The organism is Streptomyces nitrosporeus (genome assembly GCF_008704555.1).
GTDB classification, from domain to species: Bacteria; Actinomycetota; Actinomycetes; order Streptomycetales; family Streptomycetaceae; genus Streptomyces; species Streptomyces nitrosporeus.
Map to the genome: position 1 here is coordinate 4,491,049 of NZ_CP023702.1, position 13,572 is coordinate 4,504,620.

Genomic DNA, 13,572 nt, shown 5'->3' on the forward strand with positions numbered 1-13,572 from the left:
GCCCGTCGGCAGCCCTGCCCCGCCTGTAGCCCCGTCCCGTCGGCAGCCTCAGGCGACCTCGATGCCGTACCCCTGGACCAGCTCCTCCAGACCGCCCCGGTATCCCCTGCCCCCGGTGACGAACTCCCAGTCCCCGTTGGCACGGCGGCGGAAGGACCCCAGCACGAGGGCGGTTTCACCGGCACGGCCGTCCGAGACCTCCAACCGGTCGAGCGGCTCCCCCTCGGAGTCCAGCAGCCTGATACCGGCACCGGTGAAACCGGACAGATCCGCCGACGGGCCGGCCACCGGATCGACCGCGGCGACGACCACCAGGCGGTCGGCCCGCGCGGGCAGGGCGTCGAAGGAGACCCGGAGGGCAGCGCGGTCCGGCGGCACGGGAGGCAGGGTGCTGACCGCGCCACCGGGCGTACGGGGATTGTTGAAGAAGACGAAGTGGTCGTCGTCCAGCACCCGGTTGCCCTCGCAGACGAGAGCGCACACGTCCAGGGCGACGCCCCCCGACCAGTACATGCCCAGCAGGTTGTAGTCGTCCGGGCCCGCCCCGCCACCGCTGCCGCCACCGGCCCCGGTGTCCGGCTCCGTCCGCCGGGCCGGCGCCGGGCGCCCACCGTCACCCAGCCGCCCCCGCAGCCCGTGACGGTGCAGCAGATCGACCAGTTCGGGACCCGACACCAGCTCCAGGGGCTTGCCGTTGGCGAAGGTGTGCGAACCGGGGCCGAACCCGGACGTGGTGACCAGCACACCCTTGTTGGCGCCGGCGTCCTGGACGGTCCCGTACAGGTCGCGCACGGCCGTCGGCGGAACGGTGTTGCGGTAACGCTTCACCTGCACCACGATCTTGCCGCCGCGGATCGGGGCCGGGTCCAGCGCGTCCACGTCCACACCGCCGTCGTTCGACCGCTGAGTGGTCACCGCCTGCATGCCCATGGCCCGGAACAGATCCGCGACCAAGGTCTCGAAGGCGAGGGGATCCATCTCGTACAGATCCGGTTCACCGTCGCCGCCATGGGTGACGACACCGTTGCCGACGTCCTCGGGGACCCGGCCGGGCCGTACGGGCACGTACTGGTCGGGACGCGACGACAGCTGGCCCCGGAGCCCGTCCACCAGGCAGTTGACGGCGTTCACCTGCTCCAGTCGCAGCGAGGCGAAGGCCGCGCGCGAGGCCATGACGGTGCCGAGGAACAGGGCCGTACGGTGGCCGGTCACCGGGTCGTGGTCGTCCACGAACCCGTTCAGCGCGACCGACTCCAGGGCGCCGAACTCGTCGGCCGCGAAGAGATCACGCAGAACCAGCAGAAGGCACTGCGCGAGGACGTCCCGGTACAGGGCGCGGCGCTGTGTGACCGGCCGGGGCGACTCCTTCTCCTGATCGGCGTTGACCATGTAGCGCACCGACTTCGCCTCGGGGACGATGCCGTACCCGGGCAGCTCCCAGTTCAGCACCAGCTGGCGCGCCCCGGAGTCGTACGCCGCGGACACCTGGCGGGGCAGGTCCTCGGGCCATCCGGCCGAGGCGTAGAGCGCGGCGGAGAAGTACTCCACCGCGGCCTCGGGGTCCCCGCCGCGCAGCGCCCGCGTCATCCCGGCGATACCGGCGTTGTGCGCCCGTATCTCCGCCAGCCGGGCCCCGGCCCACTCCTCGTACCGGAACCGGTAGGCGGCCAGCTGCTGCACACGCTGAGCCTCCGCGGCCTGGGCGGCCCGCAGGTCCCGCTCGTAGTGGGACCGGGCCTCCGCCTCCGCCTGGGCCCGCCGGGAAGCGGTCCAGCCACCCTGCGGCTGGTACCGGCCCGGATCCGGCATGTGCACCGGATACGCGAGCTGCCCGGGGGCGAAGGGCTCGATCAGCTCGGACCGGGTCAGCATCTCCGCCCTGAAGGCCGGAGCCCGGCATCCCTCCACCAGCAGCCCCTGCAACGCCTCCACCCGGGCGTCGAGTTCCTCCGTACGCCGCCGCGCCTCCGCCTCGCGCTGCTGCCGGTACGCGGCCTTCTGCTCCCGGTGGCTGCGGGCGATTTCACGCTGCCGGTCCCGCTGCTGCCTCTCCTGGTCCCGCTGGTACCTGGCTTGCGCCTCGTGCTGTCGTTGCTGTTGGCGCTGGGCTTCGGCCCAGACACCGGCCAACCCGTTGGAGCGACGGCTCATCCTCTACAGGCCCTCCCCACCAGCGTCCCGGCACACACGCACCGGCCCCTGGCCCCATAACCAGCAGTGATGAGGCGACTCTAGTCGGCGACCGCCCACCCGCCCATGCCCTTGCGCGAACGCCCGCCCGCAGCACGGGACCTGGGCGCGACGGGCCCAGGCCGCCGAAGCCGGAGACCGGTCACGCGCGCCGGCGGGAGCGGCCCTCCGGCTGTGCGCGGAGCGAGAGGAGCGGATGACCTCAGCCACGTGAAACGGCCCGATCACCTCTCCCACCGTCACCGGACCCGCGTCTCCCCGCACGGCCCCCCGCCCTCCCGGCGCAGCACACGCGCCACACAGCGGGAGCCCTCCCGCCTCTACGGGCGGAAGGGCTCCTGACCTGCTGTCCAGCTTGTGCCCCCGGCAGGATTCGAACCTGCGACACCCGCTTTAGGAGAGCGGTGCTCTATCCCCTGAGCTACGAAGGCAGGGGCTTGTCGAAAACCCTGCCGGAAACCCCAGTGGGGAATCCCGGCGGAGTAAGACAAACGCCCTGGTCAGACTTCTCTCGGGGCGGCACTGGGAAGAGTCCGGAGGGACGCTTTCCCGGGCGGGTGCCCTGAAGGTCGACTGACCGCTGACAGCCTAGCGGATAGGGATTGCGGAGGTCGCCCCCGTTGCCGCTGTGCGCGGCAGTACCTTCGCGTCTCGGCTTCTGACCTGCGGTGTTCGGGTGAGGAGCATGGTGACAGGAGCTGGCGTGATCAAGGTGCCGACAGTGGGCGGGCGAGACGGGGTGTCCGTTCTGGGGCGGGATGTCGACCGGTTGCACGGGGAGCTCGAAGGGCTGCGCCGGGATGTCGGAGAGGTACTGGCGTTGCCGCATGCCGTGGCACTGCCCGCCGTGGACTTGGAGGCGGGTGACGGCCTCGGGGGCGAGCCGGGCCGCTGTCCGAGCAGCGGGAGAGGGCGGAGGAGGAAGGGGACGCGGCAGGAGACGGCGATTCCGCTGAGGTCGGCTTCCTGGTGGGGTCGGAGCCTGAGCAGCCGCAGGATGACGAGTTGGCCGCTGTGACCGAGGAAGAGCCGGTCTCGGATGCGGCGGCAGCCCCGGGGGTGGACTCCTCGGACGGACCGGTGGGGAGGGGCGCCGTTCACTGTGGGAGGCCGGCGTCGAGTCGACCACGGGAGAGACCACGAAGGAGCCGTATCCCTTCAGTTCGGCGGGACGGGTCTGGGCGATCATGAGGGCCGGAAAGGTCGCTTCGGTGACCCTGGTCTGCCACCGGGATGCCTGGGGGTGCGTGGCCGCTCAGGTCGGCAACCACGCGCACTTCCGGACACCCGCTCTGGAAGAGCGCGAAGGCGGCCTGGTGGCCGCGGTGCTTTCGGGTCGGTCCCTGGTCGCTGTGCTCCTGTCGCTCTATCGCGTCGCGGAAACCCGCCGCCATGGAGAGGGCGCCGACGAACTGGTCACGTACGCCGACTGGGCCATGGCCTCACAGGTCTACGACGCGACGGCACGTGTGCCATCTCGTCCTGGGAAGAGTCGGCCATCGGACTCTGTCCATTCGAGCGGGGTCAGAATGCGTGGAGGTACACCCGGGCCTTGCCGCCCGCCATGTCGTACACGTAGACGTCGATCCACTGGACGCTGCCGCGGCGGTGGTCTTTCACGCACGGCGGACACACCCCCGCCCAACGGGCACCCTTCAGCGTCTGCGGCTCCGGCAGCCCCAAGTGCCCGAAGAGTTCCTGGTCGGGCGGGAGATCCACTGCCTTGGTGTGGATCGGTTTCTCGGAGCGAAGGTCTTCCGCGATCTGAACAGCCTTCTCCGCACCGGTGACGAAGGAGAGGAAATAGACGCCCTCCTGCGGGTTGGCCTGAACGGCGCCCTTCACTTCCGTCGCGCCTGCCGGCACATTGACCTTCATGAAGTCGGCGGCCTCGGATGCGCCTGCTCCCTGTTCCCAGTACGGGTAGGGGTCGCGCGTGACGCGGTCCCGGTCGGCGGCGGAGCAGGAGCTCACGAGCAACGAGGCGGCCAACACCATCAGCAGGCGTCGGGCGGTCTTGTACGACATGTTCACCTGTTCACCTGTTCTCTTCATCGCCCCGCGAGACGTCCCCGCGGCCGCCGTCGCGTCCGGGGTCTGAGGGGTTCACCGCAGGCGCTGAGTCGCTGTTCATGTCGTGACCGAACGTCGAGCTGCTGCCTCGCATGTCGAATTCCTGGGCGAAGCCCACCTTGTGCAGTCGGCCCATCTCGTCGTCCCGGATCACGGTGCCGTCGGGGAAGGTTGTTGACTTGCCCTCGTCCCAGTTGTACCGGTCCCAGACGTTGACCTGGTAGTCGAGTGAGACCTTGGGCTTGCCGTCCGCGCCTGGGCTGACCGTGACCATGTCCGAGATGTTCTGTTCGTGTGCGCCGACCGCGTGGAACCACTCGTCGCTCCGGAAGCTCTGTCCCTCGTGGTCGCTCTCCACCGGAATGACGACCGTCTTGTCGCCCCCGGCCTGTGCGAACGCGTCGAGCGCCTGCTTGCGCCATGCCTCCTGGTTACCGGCGATGTGGTTCGCTTCGACCTGAGCCCTGAAGGTGGGGTCGTCGTGCAGGATGCGGTCCACGTCAAGGTTCAGGGGTTCACCGGTGGCGTGCAGGTAGTGCAGCATGTTGCGGGAGGCCGCGTTCTCTCCGACGCCATCGCCTGCCGTCGCGATGGCCAGGGCCCGGGCATGGAACCACAGGTCCTGGGGGGCGGGATCTTCCACGTTGAACTGGCCGGAGCCGGGGTCGGGTGAACCGTGGGCGTTGAACGGGCCCGAGGGCCCCGTTCCGGTGCCCCGTCCCGGTGCCCCGGGCGGACGGCCCGGAGCACCGGGACGAGTTCAGCCGAGGTGGGAGAAGTACCCCCAGCCGCCGGTGCCGACGGTCACGGAGCCGGTCTCCGTGAAGGGGGCGCCCCCTGGGTGGAAGGCGAGACCGGCCGCCGATGTGGTGTACCAGAGGTCGGGCAGGCCGTCCCCGTCACCGTCGCCCGCCGACAGTCCGAGCAGGCGGGAACCCGTCGGCAGGTTCCCGATGGTCTCGGGTGGGCCGAGGGTCTTCGCGAGATCGTCGTAGCCGTACTGCTTGATGTCTCCCGCGGCGTCACGGGCCCAGAGCTCCGCCTTGCCGTCCCCGGTCACGTCACCGGGGACGAGGATCTCCTGGTCCTTCCACTCCTCGGCGCCGATACGGACGGCCTTGTACGACAACCAGCCGCCGTCGGCCGTGATCCGGCCGCGGTGCAGCCACAGCCCGGTACCGCTCGCGGCCACGAGGTCGGGGCTTCCGTCGCCGTCGAGGTCCCCGGCGGCGACCGGTACCGTGTGGGCCCAGCCGGTCTCCGAGACCTTCATCTCCACCGCGGTCGCGAGGCTGCCGTCGCCGGTGTTCCTGTGGAGGAGCAACTGGTCGCCCTGGCGGGCGACGACGTCCTCGTCGCCGTCACCGTCCCAGTCCCCGCGATGGCTGACCACCGCGCCGTTCCACTGCGGGCCGCTGCCGATGACACGCGGAGAGCCGAACGCGCCCCTGCCCGCGCCGGGATACAGCCGCAGGGTGTCGTCCTTGCGGACGGCGAGCATGTCGGGGCAGAGGTCGCCCGTGAGGTCGCCCGGCACGTGTACCGCGGTCCGCTCCAGCGGCTGCGCCTCGGCCCACAGCAGTTTGTGGTCCTCGACCGGTGTCAGGTCGATGTCGGCGGTCTTCGCCCGCAGACCGGTGAAGTCCCTGCCGCCGAAGAAGGCGTGGTCGTACTTGAGCCGGTACGCGTAGGGCTCCGCGCTCGCCCACGCGGTCGGGCTGTTCCTGCCGGCGTCCGCCTCGGCGAAGGGCCCCGTGGCGCAGAGGCCGGCCCGCACCGGGACGAGCGCGGGATGGCTCGGCACGGCGTTGAAGTCGCCAATGACCAGCGCGGGAGCGCCCGCGGCCCATCGCTCCATGGCGCCGAGCATCACCGGTGTCCCGTTGGACGGGAGGGAAGTGGCCAGGTGGGTGCCGCAGGCCAGCGTGGTCCGGTTGCCGATGGGGCCCTTGACGCACAGCACCCACCGCTGTTCCGGCACATCGGTCTCATCCGGGTTCACCAGTGCCTGGTACGAGGTGAAGTCGGCTGCCGCGCCCTTGACGAAGACCGCCTGCCCGAACTTCGTCGACGACCCTCCCCAACGCGCGCACCCCGGGGGCTCCTGCTCACCGGCCCGTACAGATGTGTAGCCGGCCAGCACCTTCCGCAGTGCCTCGTACTGGCCGGCACAGATCTCCTGCAGTGCGATCACATCGGCGGTCCCGGCCTCGGAGTTCATCCGCGACAGGAACTTCGCCGCCCACCCGTCCGCGCTGTCGACGGTGTTCTGGCAGGCGCTGTGGGCACCGCACGCGTTGTACGACACCGTGCGTACGGCCTGTGGTCCGGCCGGGTCGGCCACCACCGGCCGCGCACTCGCGGTCACGGCGCCGAGCAGGAGCACCAGGCCGAGGAGCAGCCGTGGCGCCACGCTGCCGAGTGTTCTCCGTATGACTCTCAACGGACCCCCTGGGGAAGTGAAGATCAGGACCCGGGTGATCGTAGAAGGCCGGTCGAGGGGACCTGCGCCGAGCGGGCGGGTCTGCCGCGTCGGCCGGCCCCGTGGTGCTGCCGGTGCGGTGGCCGTCCAGGGGCGGGGGTACGGCGGGGCGGACGGAGGGAACCGGTCCGGTTCGGCGCCAGGCCGGCCGGCGGCCTTCTCGCACGAGGCCGCGTCCGCGGGGTTCGCCCGCTCCGTGCCGGGCATGGTCACGGTGCGGGCGGGTCAGGACGTACCGGTGGGAATGGCCGGAAGCCGCCCGGTCCGAAAGGCCGGAGCCGCCGGCCGTGTGGTCGGTAGGGGTACGGGCCCGGGCGGGTGGGGCCCGGCGGCTCTGCTCACGGCGCGGGCACCGGTGACGCGGCCTCCCAGGCGAAGCCGTCCGGGTCGGCGAAGTCGCCTGCGGTGCCGCCCAGTACGAGACGGTGGGAACCGGATCCGTCCTCGGGAACACCGGCGTCCTTGGCCAGGGCGCGGCGTCCGTACAGGGCCAGCTTGACGGGGCTCGACGGGGTGGCTGCGAACTCGACGTACTTGCGGCCGAAGCTCTTGGCCACGGTGAGGCCGTGACCGACGTAGAACCGCTTGGTCGCGACCACATCGGCGGCGCCCAGCAGCAGCACCATCTGGTCGATCCGCCGGGTGGCCGGGCCGGTGTCCTTCTTCGCCGACGTCGCGATCTTCCAGATCGTTCCGTCCGGGGCGCGTACGACACCGCCGTAGCCCCAGAACGACTTGGCGGCGGGCTTCAGCGCCGTGGCCCCGGCGTCGAGGGCGGCGTCGAAGAAGGCGGTGACGGTGGACGGCTGGGACACCGTGAGCGACAGCGTGAACCCGCGGAAGCCGGTCGTCGGTGCCTGGGAGGCCCGCAGGCGCAGCCGGGTGTCCAGACCGATGGCGGTGTAGAAGCGTTCGGCGGCCGTGGTGTCGTCCACCTCAAGGGTGACGGATTCGAAGGAGGTCATGTCCGTCACGCTACGGGCGGCCCGGCAGGCTGTGCTTCTCGATTCCTGACCGGTCCGGCAGCCTCTTTTGCGGCCCGGCCGGTGCCGTGTCGTCGACGGGTTCCGCGCCGCCGCGGGCACGGAGCCGGTAGGCGTCGGGTGTCATGCCGACGAGTTCGGTGAAGAGCGCGTCGAAGGCGTCCGGTGACGGGCGGCCGACCGCGGAGCGGAGTTCGGTGGTGGTGCCGAAGTCCCCGTGGAGCATGAGGAAAGCCGCGCGTTCGACGCGGCGTGCCATCAGATAGGCGTGGGGGGACTTCCCGTAGGCGAGCCGGAACAGGTCGCTGAGGCGCCCGGCCGGCATGTTCGCGTCGCGGGCGAGCGCTCCGACGTCCAGCGGGCGCGCGTACTCGCGGTCGATCCGGTCGCGGACGGGACGCAGACGCGTGAGGTCCTTCAGATGCTGGGCGGTTGTCAGCGCGTGCTTCCACGCGGGGTGGCACATGGGAGGGCCCTTTCCGTCCGTATGCGTGGCCCCCGGGCATCCGGCCGGGGGGTGGAGACGTTCTCGGCGTGGTGGCCGGCCCGCCGTGGCGTGAACCGCCGGGCCCGGGCCGTGGGCGGGGTACCGGCCGCCGGTGGCCGGATCGCTCAGCGGAGTTCCTGGATGCGGATCAGGTTGCCCGCGGGATCGCGGAAGGCGCAGTCGCGGACGCCGTAGGGCTGTTCGGTCGGCTCCTGGACCACCTCGGCGTCCCCGGCCCGGACCTTCTCGAAGACGCCGTCGAGGTCACCGGTGGCCAGCAGGATCCAGCCGTAGGTGCCCTTGGCCATCATCTCGACGACGGTGCGGCGCTCGTCCTCGGTGATCCCGGGGTCCGAGGCCGGCGGTGTCAGGAGGACGGAGGTACCGGGCTGCCCGGCCGGGCCGACCGTGATCCAGCGCATCCTGCCCTGGCCGACGTCGCTGCGGACCTCGAAACCGAGTACGTCACGGTAGAAGACCAGGGACGCGTCAGGGTCGTTGTGCGGGAGGGCGGTCGTGTGAATGGTGATGTCCATGGCCGTCACGTTAGCTTCGGCCCTCCGGTGGGGCTTCTCGATTCCTGACCCGTGCCGTTCGCCTTCCCGGCTCGCTCTTCGACGGCACGGCATGCGGCACCGTCCCGGCGTGGGGCGGTTCGGGGTCCGGGCCCGAGAGAGCACCCATGTGTGATGCGGGTCACAGGAACTGGGGCGCGAGGGCGGACAAGACAGGAGGTGAACTACTCGTTGCATGCCCGCATCCGCGCAGGCGATCCGGACGCCTTCCGGGAGCTGTTCCGTGAACACGCGCAACTGGTCTACCGGCACGCGGTGCGGACCACGGGCGACTGGGCCGCGGCCGAGGACGTCGTGTCGCTGACCTTCCTGGAGGCGTGGCGGCTGCGCGAGAAGCTGCGGGACGAGGGGGACAGTCCGCGCCCGTGGCTGATGGGAATCGCGGTCAACGTGTTGCGCAACACCGGCCGCGCGGCCCGGCGTCATGACAGGGCGCTGGCCCGGTTGCCGCTGCGGGACGTGCTGCCCGACTTCGCGGACGAACTGGTCGGGAGGATCACCGACTCCGAGGAACTGGCGGCGGTGAAAGCCGCGTTGAGCCAGTTACGCAGGGGCGAGCGTGAGGTGTTCACCCTGTGCGTGTGGTCCGGCCTTGAGTACGCCGAGGCCGCGGAGGCGTTGGGCGTCCCGGTGGGCACGGTGCGTTCACGGCTGTTCCGGGCGCGGTCCAGACTGCGCAAGCTCACGGACGGGGAGCTGCGCCGTCGACGTGGAAACGTGGAACCCGTCCGGCCGGGCGGACAAGTACAGGGTGGCCGCATCGGTGTGGCCCGGTCGACCGAGGAGAGGAACCGATGAATCGCACCCCTTGGCGGCGGCGCCGAGAGCCGCTCGACCATGTGGACATGGCGGGGCTGCTGCCGGCGCCTGGCGACCCGGTGCTCTCCCGTGACCGCCTCTCCACGCTCGAGGAGCACCTGATGAACGAGATCCGGCAGGCAGGGGCACAGAGGGAAGCGGACGTGGACGAGGGGCTCCGTGCCCACCCGCCGCGCCCCGGCTCGAATCCGGAAACGGGAGCAGTGGCGTCCGGCGCGCCACGCCGTACCGGACGGCGGCTCGCGCTGATCGGCGCCGCCGTGGCCGTCGCGGTGCTGGCCGGTGCGGCGGGGGCCGCACAGCTGACGGGCGGGGAGGCCGCCGAGGCGGGTGGTCCGCCACCCGGATCCGTCCGCGCGTCGGTCGTTCAGGTGGCCCAGGGCACGACGGAAGGGCTGGGCGGCACGGTCGACCGGATCTCCGGGGCTGCCGTGCGGGAACAGCTGCCCGACCCCCGGCCCGGTCAGTTCATCTACATCGAGAGCGAGGTCTCCTGGCTGACGATCTCGGAGGACGCCGACACGGGGAAGAGCGAGACCTATGTGCAGAAGCTGCACCCCCGCCAGGTCTGGATGTCACCGGACGGGCGTAAGGGCTGGCTGATCGAGCCGGGAAACGGCACCACCTCCGAGGAAGGGATGACCCTCGAGGGCGATGGCGAGACCCCGGAGCCTTCGCTCAACGCCCCGAGCTACGACTATCTCAAGACGCTGACCACCGACCCGGACGTCCTCCTGAAGAAGATCTACGAGGAGACGGAAGGGCAGGGCAACAGCCCTGACCAGCAAGCCTTCACGACGATCGGCGACCTGGTGATGGAGCAACTGCTGCCCGCAGAGCTGACGTCCGCGCTGTACAGGGCCGCGGCGAAGATCCCGGGTGTGGTTGTCGTCAAGGACACGACGGACGCGGCGGGGCGGCACGGGATCGCCATAGCGCGTACCGACGAGACCTCCGGTGACCGTACGGAGTGGATCTTCGATCCGAAGACCTTCAGTTACCTGGGGGAGCGGACGGTGCAGATGCGGGACGCCGAAGGGATCAAGGCCGGCACCGTGATCGGCCACACGGCGATCACGGAGCGGGCGGTGGTCGACGGGATGAAGGAACTGCCGGGTTCCGGAAGCAGGGCGTGAGCCGGACGGCCGGGGCGGGGCGGTCGGCCGACTGGGGCAGGCGGGGCGGCCGGGGCAGGGCGGGTGAGCCGGGCCGGGTGACCGAAGCCGAGGGGGAGGAGCGAGCCTTGCCCGTGAGCCCGTGAGCCCGTGAGCCCGTGAGCCCGTGAGCCCGTGAGCCCGTGAGGGCTGCGTGAGTCCCATGGGCCGGCTTCCGTACCGGTCAGGGGCGGGTGATCCGTATTCGGTAGGTGTCCTTGGCGTCTTTTCCGAGGACGGATATGCGTACGCCGTTGGACCGGTCGGTGAAGGTGTCGCCGGGGCCGAACGCGGCATCGGACAGCTCTGCGTGGACGTTGGGCTGCCGGGTGCAGCCCCCGCTGTCCTCGGTGCTGTCCGCGACGGAGACGGGTCCCTGCCCGGTGTCCACGTCGGAACTCACCTTGTAGATGAGGACACCGGGCCGGCACACGGCCTCGTCGTTGCCCGCGGCGGTGCGTACCTCGACCGCGTAACCGGACCGGTCGGTCAGGGGTACGAAGGCGAGCTTCGGACCGCCTCGCGTGGCCAGCGGCTCCAGTGTGTGCTCGCTGGTCCCGGTCGCCGAGGCACAGGAGACCTGGTCGTTGGTGAGCCAGCCGAGTTTCCACTTGTGCCAGCCGAGCAGGTCGTTGTTGGCCCCCCAGTCCTCGGACATGATGTCCCAGTGCCCGACGGCGCCCCCGCCCTCCATCGTGTACAGGTCGGGAAGGCCGAAGACGTGGCCGTTCTCGTGCGGGAGTACCCGGTAACCGGTCTCGGCGTACGAGCCGGAGCCGTCGTCCTGGCGGCTGTAGACGAAGGACGTGTTGGCGAGTGGCACCCCGTCGGCGGAGGGGGCCTTGTCGTTGCCGGAGAAGGTGACCGACAGGACGGTGTCCAGCGCGGAGGGGCCCGCGTTCGGGGTGACCAGCACGTTGACGAGGTCGTAGGAGGAGAAGTCGACCTTCGGGTCGGCGACGGCGACGAGGTCCCTGACCAGCTTGCGGTAGCCGGGTTCGTAGGGTGAGCCGCGCTCGATGCCGTACTCCGAGAAGGGGCGCGGCATCCGCAGCCAGTCCTTCACCGGGGCTTCGGGGACGTAGGTGAGGCGGCCGTAGGAACTGGTGTGGAACCAGTCGGAGGTCTGGGGGAAGAATTCGGCGAGCCGGTCCCCGGCCGGTCCGGCCGCCTCGGCGTCCGGGAAGTCGATCATCAGGTTCAGGGCCCTGACCTCCCCCGTCGAGTGGGTGTACCCGGCCGCTGTCGGTATGCCTTCCGACATCTGTACCCCCATGGCCGTCGCTATCCGGCACGGGGCGAGGCCTGTGCCCCGGGGGGCGGCCACCGGTCCGGCCGACGCACTGCTGGCCGGTGGGAGGGTGGAGCTGGCCGTGGCCATCGTCGCGAGGGCGAGGGCGGTCGCTCCGGCGAGGGTGAGAGGGCGACGGGAACCGCGTATCCGGTGGCGGGGCTGCTGCATAGGGCTCGCCTTCGGGTCGGCGGCAGCCGGCCGGCCCTGGCTGCGCTCTGGCGATCAGCCTCTGCGGGGCTGCGGGGCCCCGCCCGCTGGGTGGGCTGTTGGAGGGGTTTCCTCGCCCAGATCGTGTGACGCAGGTCTCATTCATGTGTGAAATAACTGGGGACTCTTTCTCCGTTCACCCCTGTGTCCCCCGTAAACGGGGACGCGCTCCCCGGTTGTGGGGTGTCCGAGACAGAAGGAAGGCCGTCGTGGAGACCGTCGTCGAACCCGCCGTCTGCGGAACGCAGCGCCGTGCGCCTCGTCCGAGGGCCGACGCGCTGCGTAACCGGGAGCGAATCGTCACGGCCGCCCGCGAGATGTTCGTCGAGTTCGGGCCGGACGTGCCGCTCGACGAGGTCGCGCGCCGCGCCGGGGTCGGCAACGCCACGCTCTACCGGAACTTCCCCGACCGGGCGGCACTGGTCCACGAGGTCGTCCTCGCGGTCACGTGCCGGACCACCGAGCGGGCGGAGGAAGCCGCCGCGGCGGAGTCGGATCCGTTCGACGCCCTCAGCCGCTTCGTACACGCGGCTGCCGACGAGCGGATCGGGGCCCTGTGCCCGATGCTGTCCGGTGGCTTCGACAAGGACCACTCCGAACTGCTCGCGGAGCGCCGTCGCCTCGAAGAGGCCGTCGAGGGCCTCGTGGAGCGCGCCATGTCCGCAGGGCGGCTGCGTACCGACATCGCCGTCGGTGACGTACTGGTCGCCCTCTCCCAGCTCACCCGGCCGCTGCCCGGCATCGCCTGCCCGGGAATCGACCGGTTCACCCACCGTCATCTGCAGCTGTTCCTGGACGGCCTGCAAGCTCCTGCCCGTTCCGAACTGCCTGGATCGGCGGCGACCTTGGAGGATCTGCGCCGCGGGAACTGACACCCGCGACCTCGAGAAGACCCGTCCGGAAGAGACCGAGAGAGTCGAGAGACCGAGAGATCCGAGAGATCCGAGAGATATGAGCGACTTGAACGAGCAGGGAGGCCGGTAGACCGGCTGGACCGACGGCCGGACGGCCTGAGGCCGACCGGGTCTGAGGCCTGACAGTCCCGGCGGTCGGCCGGGCCGGTCAGGCCCCGGCGGACACGGGCACAGAGGACGGGAGCGGCCCGGCAGGCGTCGGCAGCGTGACGCCGGCAGTCGGCAGCAGACAGCCGGCAGCCGGCAGAACCCGCGCTCTCCGCCTGTGGTCAGGTCCGGTTCCTGCGGCCTCCTCATACCTCCCTCCAACGCCCTCACCCAGACCTCCACCCAGCACTTCAGCTCAGCGGTCGGACCTGTTCAGCAGGTCCGACCGCAGGAGCGGCACACCCTT

At 70.8% G+C, this 13,572-nt stretch carries 11 protein-coding genes and 1 tRNA gene; 3 read left to right on the forward strand and 9 right to left on the reverse strand.

Annotation, left to right across the window (positions count from 1 at the left end; all coding sequences use genetic code 11):
• Nucleotides 1-48: 48 nt before the first annotated feature.
• The 8 genes from CP967_RS19945 to CP967_RS19980 form a co-directional block, all read right to left on the reverse strand.
• Nucleotides 49-2,151, reverse strand: a complete 2,103-nt coding sequence (locus tag CP967_RS19945; protein WP_190175094.1) for a restriction endonuclease — start codon at nucleotides 2,149-2,151, stop codon at nucleotides 49-51.
• 397 nt (nucleotides 2,152-2,548) lie between these two features.
• Nucleotides 2,549-2,621 (reverse strand) — tRNA-Arg (locus tag CP967_RS19950).
• Nucleotides 2,622-3,714: 1,093 nt separating this feature from the next.
• Entirely contained in the window at nucleotides 3,715-4,218 is a 504-nt protein-coding gene (locus CP967_RS19955) for a hypothetical protein (RefSeq protein ID WP_229888396.1), read from the reverse strand.
• A 10-nt stretch (nucleotides 4,219-4,228) separates the two neighbouring features.
• A complete protein-coding gene (locus CP967_RS19960) occupies nucleotides 4,229-4,906 on the reverse strand; it encodes a hypothetical protein (RefSeq protein WP_229888395.1) in 678 nt (225 codons plus the stop codon).
• Nucleotides 4,907-5,023: 117 nt separating this feature from the next.
• Nucleotides 5,024-6,676 carry an FG-GAP-like repeat-containing protein gene (locus CP967_RS19965; protein ID WP_150489269.1) on the reverse strand — a complete coding sequence of 551 codons (1,653 nt, stop codon included), beginning with the start codon at nucleotides 6,674-6,676 and terminating at the stop codon, nucleotides 5,024-5,026.
• A gap of 407 nt (nucleotides 6,677-7,083) precedes the next feature.
• A complete protein-coding gene (locus CP967_RS19970; RefSeq protein WP_150489270.1) occupies nucleotides 7,084-7,710 on the reverse strand; it encodes a VOC family protein in 627 nt (208 codons plus the stop codon).
• A gap of 10 nt (nucleotides 7,711-7,720) precedes the next feature.
• A complete protein-coding gene (locus tag CP967_RS19975) occupies nucleotides 7,721-8,194 on the reverse strand; it encodes a helix-turn-helix transcriptional regulator (RefSeq protein ID WP_150489271.1) in 474 nt (157 codons plus the stop codon).
• A 146-nt stretch (nucleotides 8,195-8,340) separates the two neighbouring features.
• Nucleotides 8,341-8,751 (reverse strand): VOC family protein, encoded by a 411-nt coding sequence (locus tag CP967_RS19980; RefSeq protein ID WP_150489272.1) that lies wholly within the window; start codon nucleotides 8,749-8,751, stop codon nucleotides 8,341-8,343.
• 198 nt (nucleotides 8,752-8,949) lie between these two features.
• Here CP967_RS19980 and CP967_RS19985 point away from each other — a divergent pair, with 198 nt between their 5' ends.
• Complete coding sequence (locus CP967_RS19985; protein WP_229888394.1) at nucleotides 8,950-9,588, forward strand: RNA polymerase sigma factor; 639 nt, start codon at nucleotides 8,950-8,952, stop codon at nucleotides 9,586-9,588.
• Nucleotides 9,585-10,745 carry a CU044_5270 family protein gene (locus CP967_RS19990; protein ID WP_150489274.1) on the forward strand — a complete coding sequence of 387 codons (1,161 nt, stop codon included), beginning with the start codon at nucleotides 9,585-9,587 and terminating at the stop codon, nucleotides 10,743-10,745. Before CP967_RS19985 ends, CP967_RS19990 begins: the two co-directional genes overlap by 4 nt.
• Nucleotides 10,746-10,947: 202 nt before the next feature.
• On the opposite strand, the gene CP967_RS19995 is transcribed toward CP967_RS19990, so the two are convergent.
• Nucleotides 10,948-12,225: a M6 family metalloprotease domain-containing protein gene (locus CP967_RS19995; RefSeq protein ID WP_150489275.1), complete on the reverse strand. Its 1,278-nt coding sequence runs from the start codon at nucleotides 12,223-12,225 to the stop codon at nucleotides 10,948-10,950.
• 248 nt (nucleotides 12,226-12,473) lie between these two features.
• Between CP967_RS19995 and CP967_RS20000 the strand changes: the two genes are divergently transcribed.
• The gene (locus CP967_RS20000) at nucleotides 12,474-13,136 is read left to right on the forward strand and encodes a TetR/AcrR family transcriptional regulator (RefSeq protein ID WP_150489276.1); all 663 of its coding nucleotides are present in this window, start codon (nucleotides 12,474-12,476) and stop codon (nucleotides 13,134-13,136) included.
• Nucleotides 13,137-13,572 lie beyond the last annotated feature (436 nt).

Excerpts from the sequence above, each read along its gene's own strand:
- CP967_RS19975 (WP_150489271.1), bottom strand. The coding sequence starts at position 8,194 with ATGTGCCACCCCGCGTGGAAGCACGCGCTGACAACCGCCCAGCATCTG.
- CP967_RS19995 (WP_150489275.1), bottom strand. The coding sequence starts at position 12,225 with ATGCAGCAGCCCCGCCACCGGATACGCGGTTCCCGTCGCCCTCTCACC.
- CP967_RS19970 (WP_150489270.1), bottom strand. The coding sequence starts at position 7,710 with ATGACCTCCTTCGAATCCGTCACCCTTGAGGTGGACGACACCACGGCC.
- CP967_RS19955 (WP_229888396.1), bottom strand. The coding sequence starts at position 4,218 with ATGTCGTACAAGACCGCCCGACGCCTGCTGATGGTGTTGGCCGCCTCG.
- CP967_RS19990 (WP_150489274.1), top strand. The coding sequence starts at position 9,585 with ATGAATCGCACCCCTTGGCGGCGGCGCCGAGAGCCGCTCGACCATGTG.
- CP967_RS19980 (WP_150489272.1), bottom strand. The coding sequence starts at position 8,751 with ATGGACATCACCATTCACACGACCGCCCTCCCGCACAACGACCCTGAC.
- CP967_RS19945 (WP_190175094.1), bottom strand. The coding sequence starts at position 2,151 with ATGAGCCGTCGCTCCAACGGGTTGGCCGGTGTCTGGGCCGAAGCCCAG.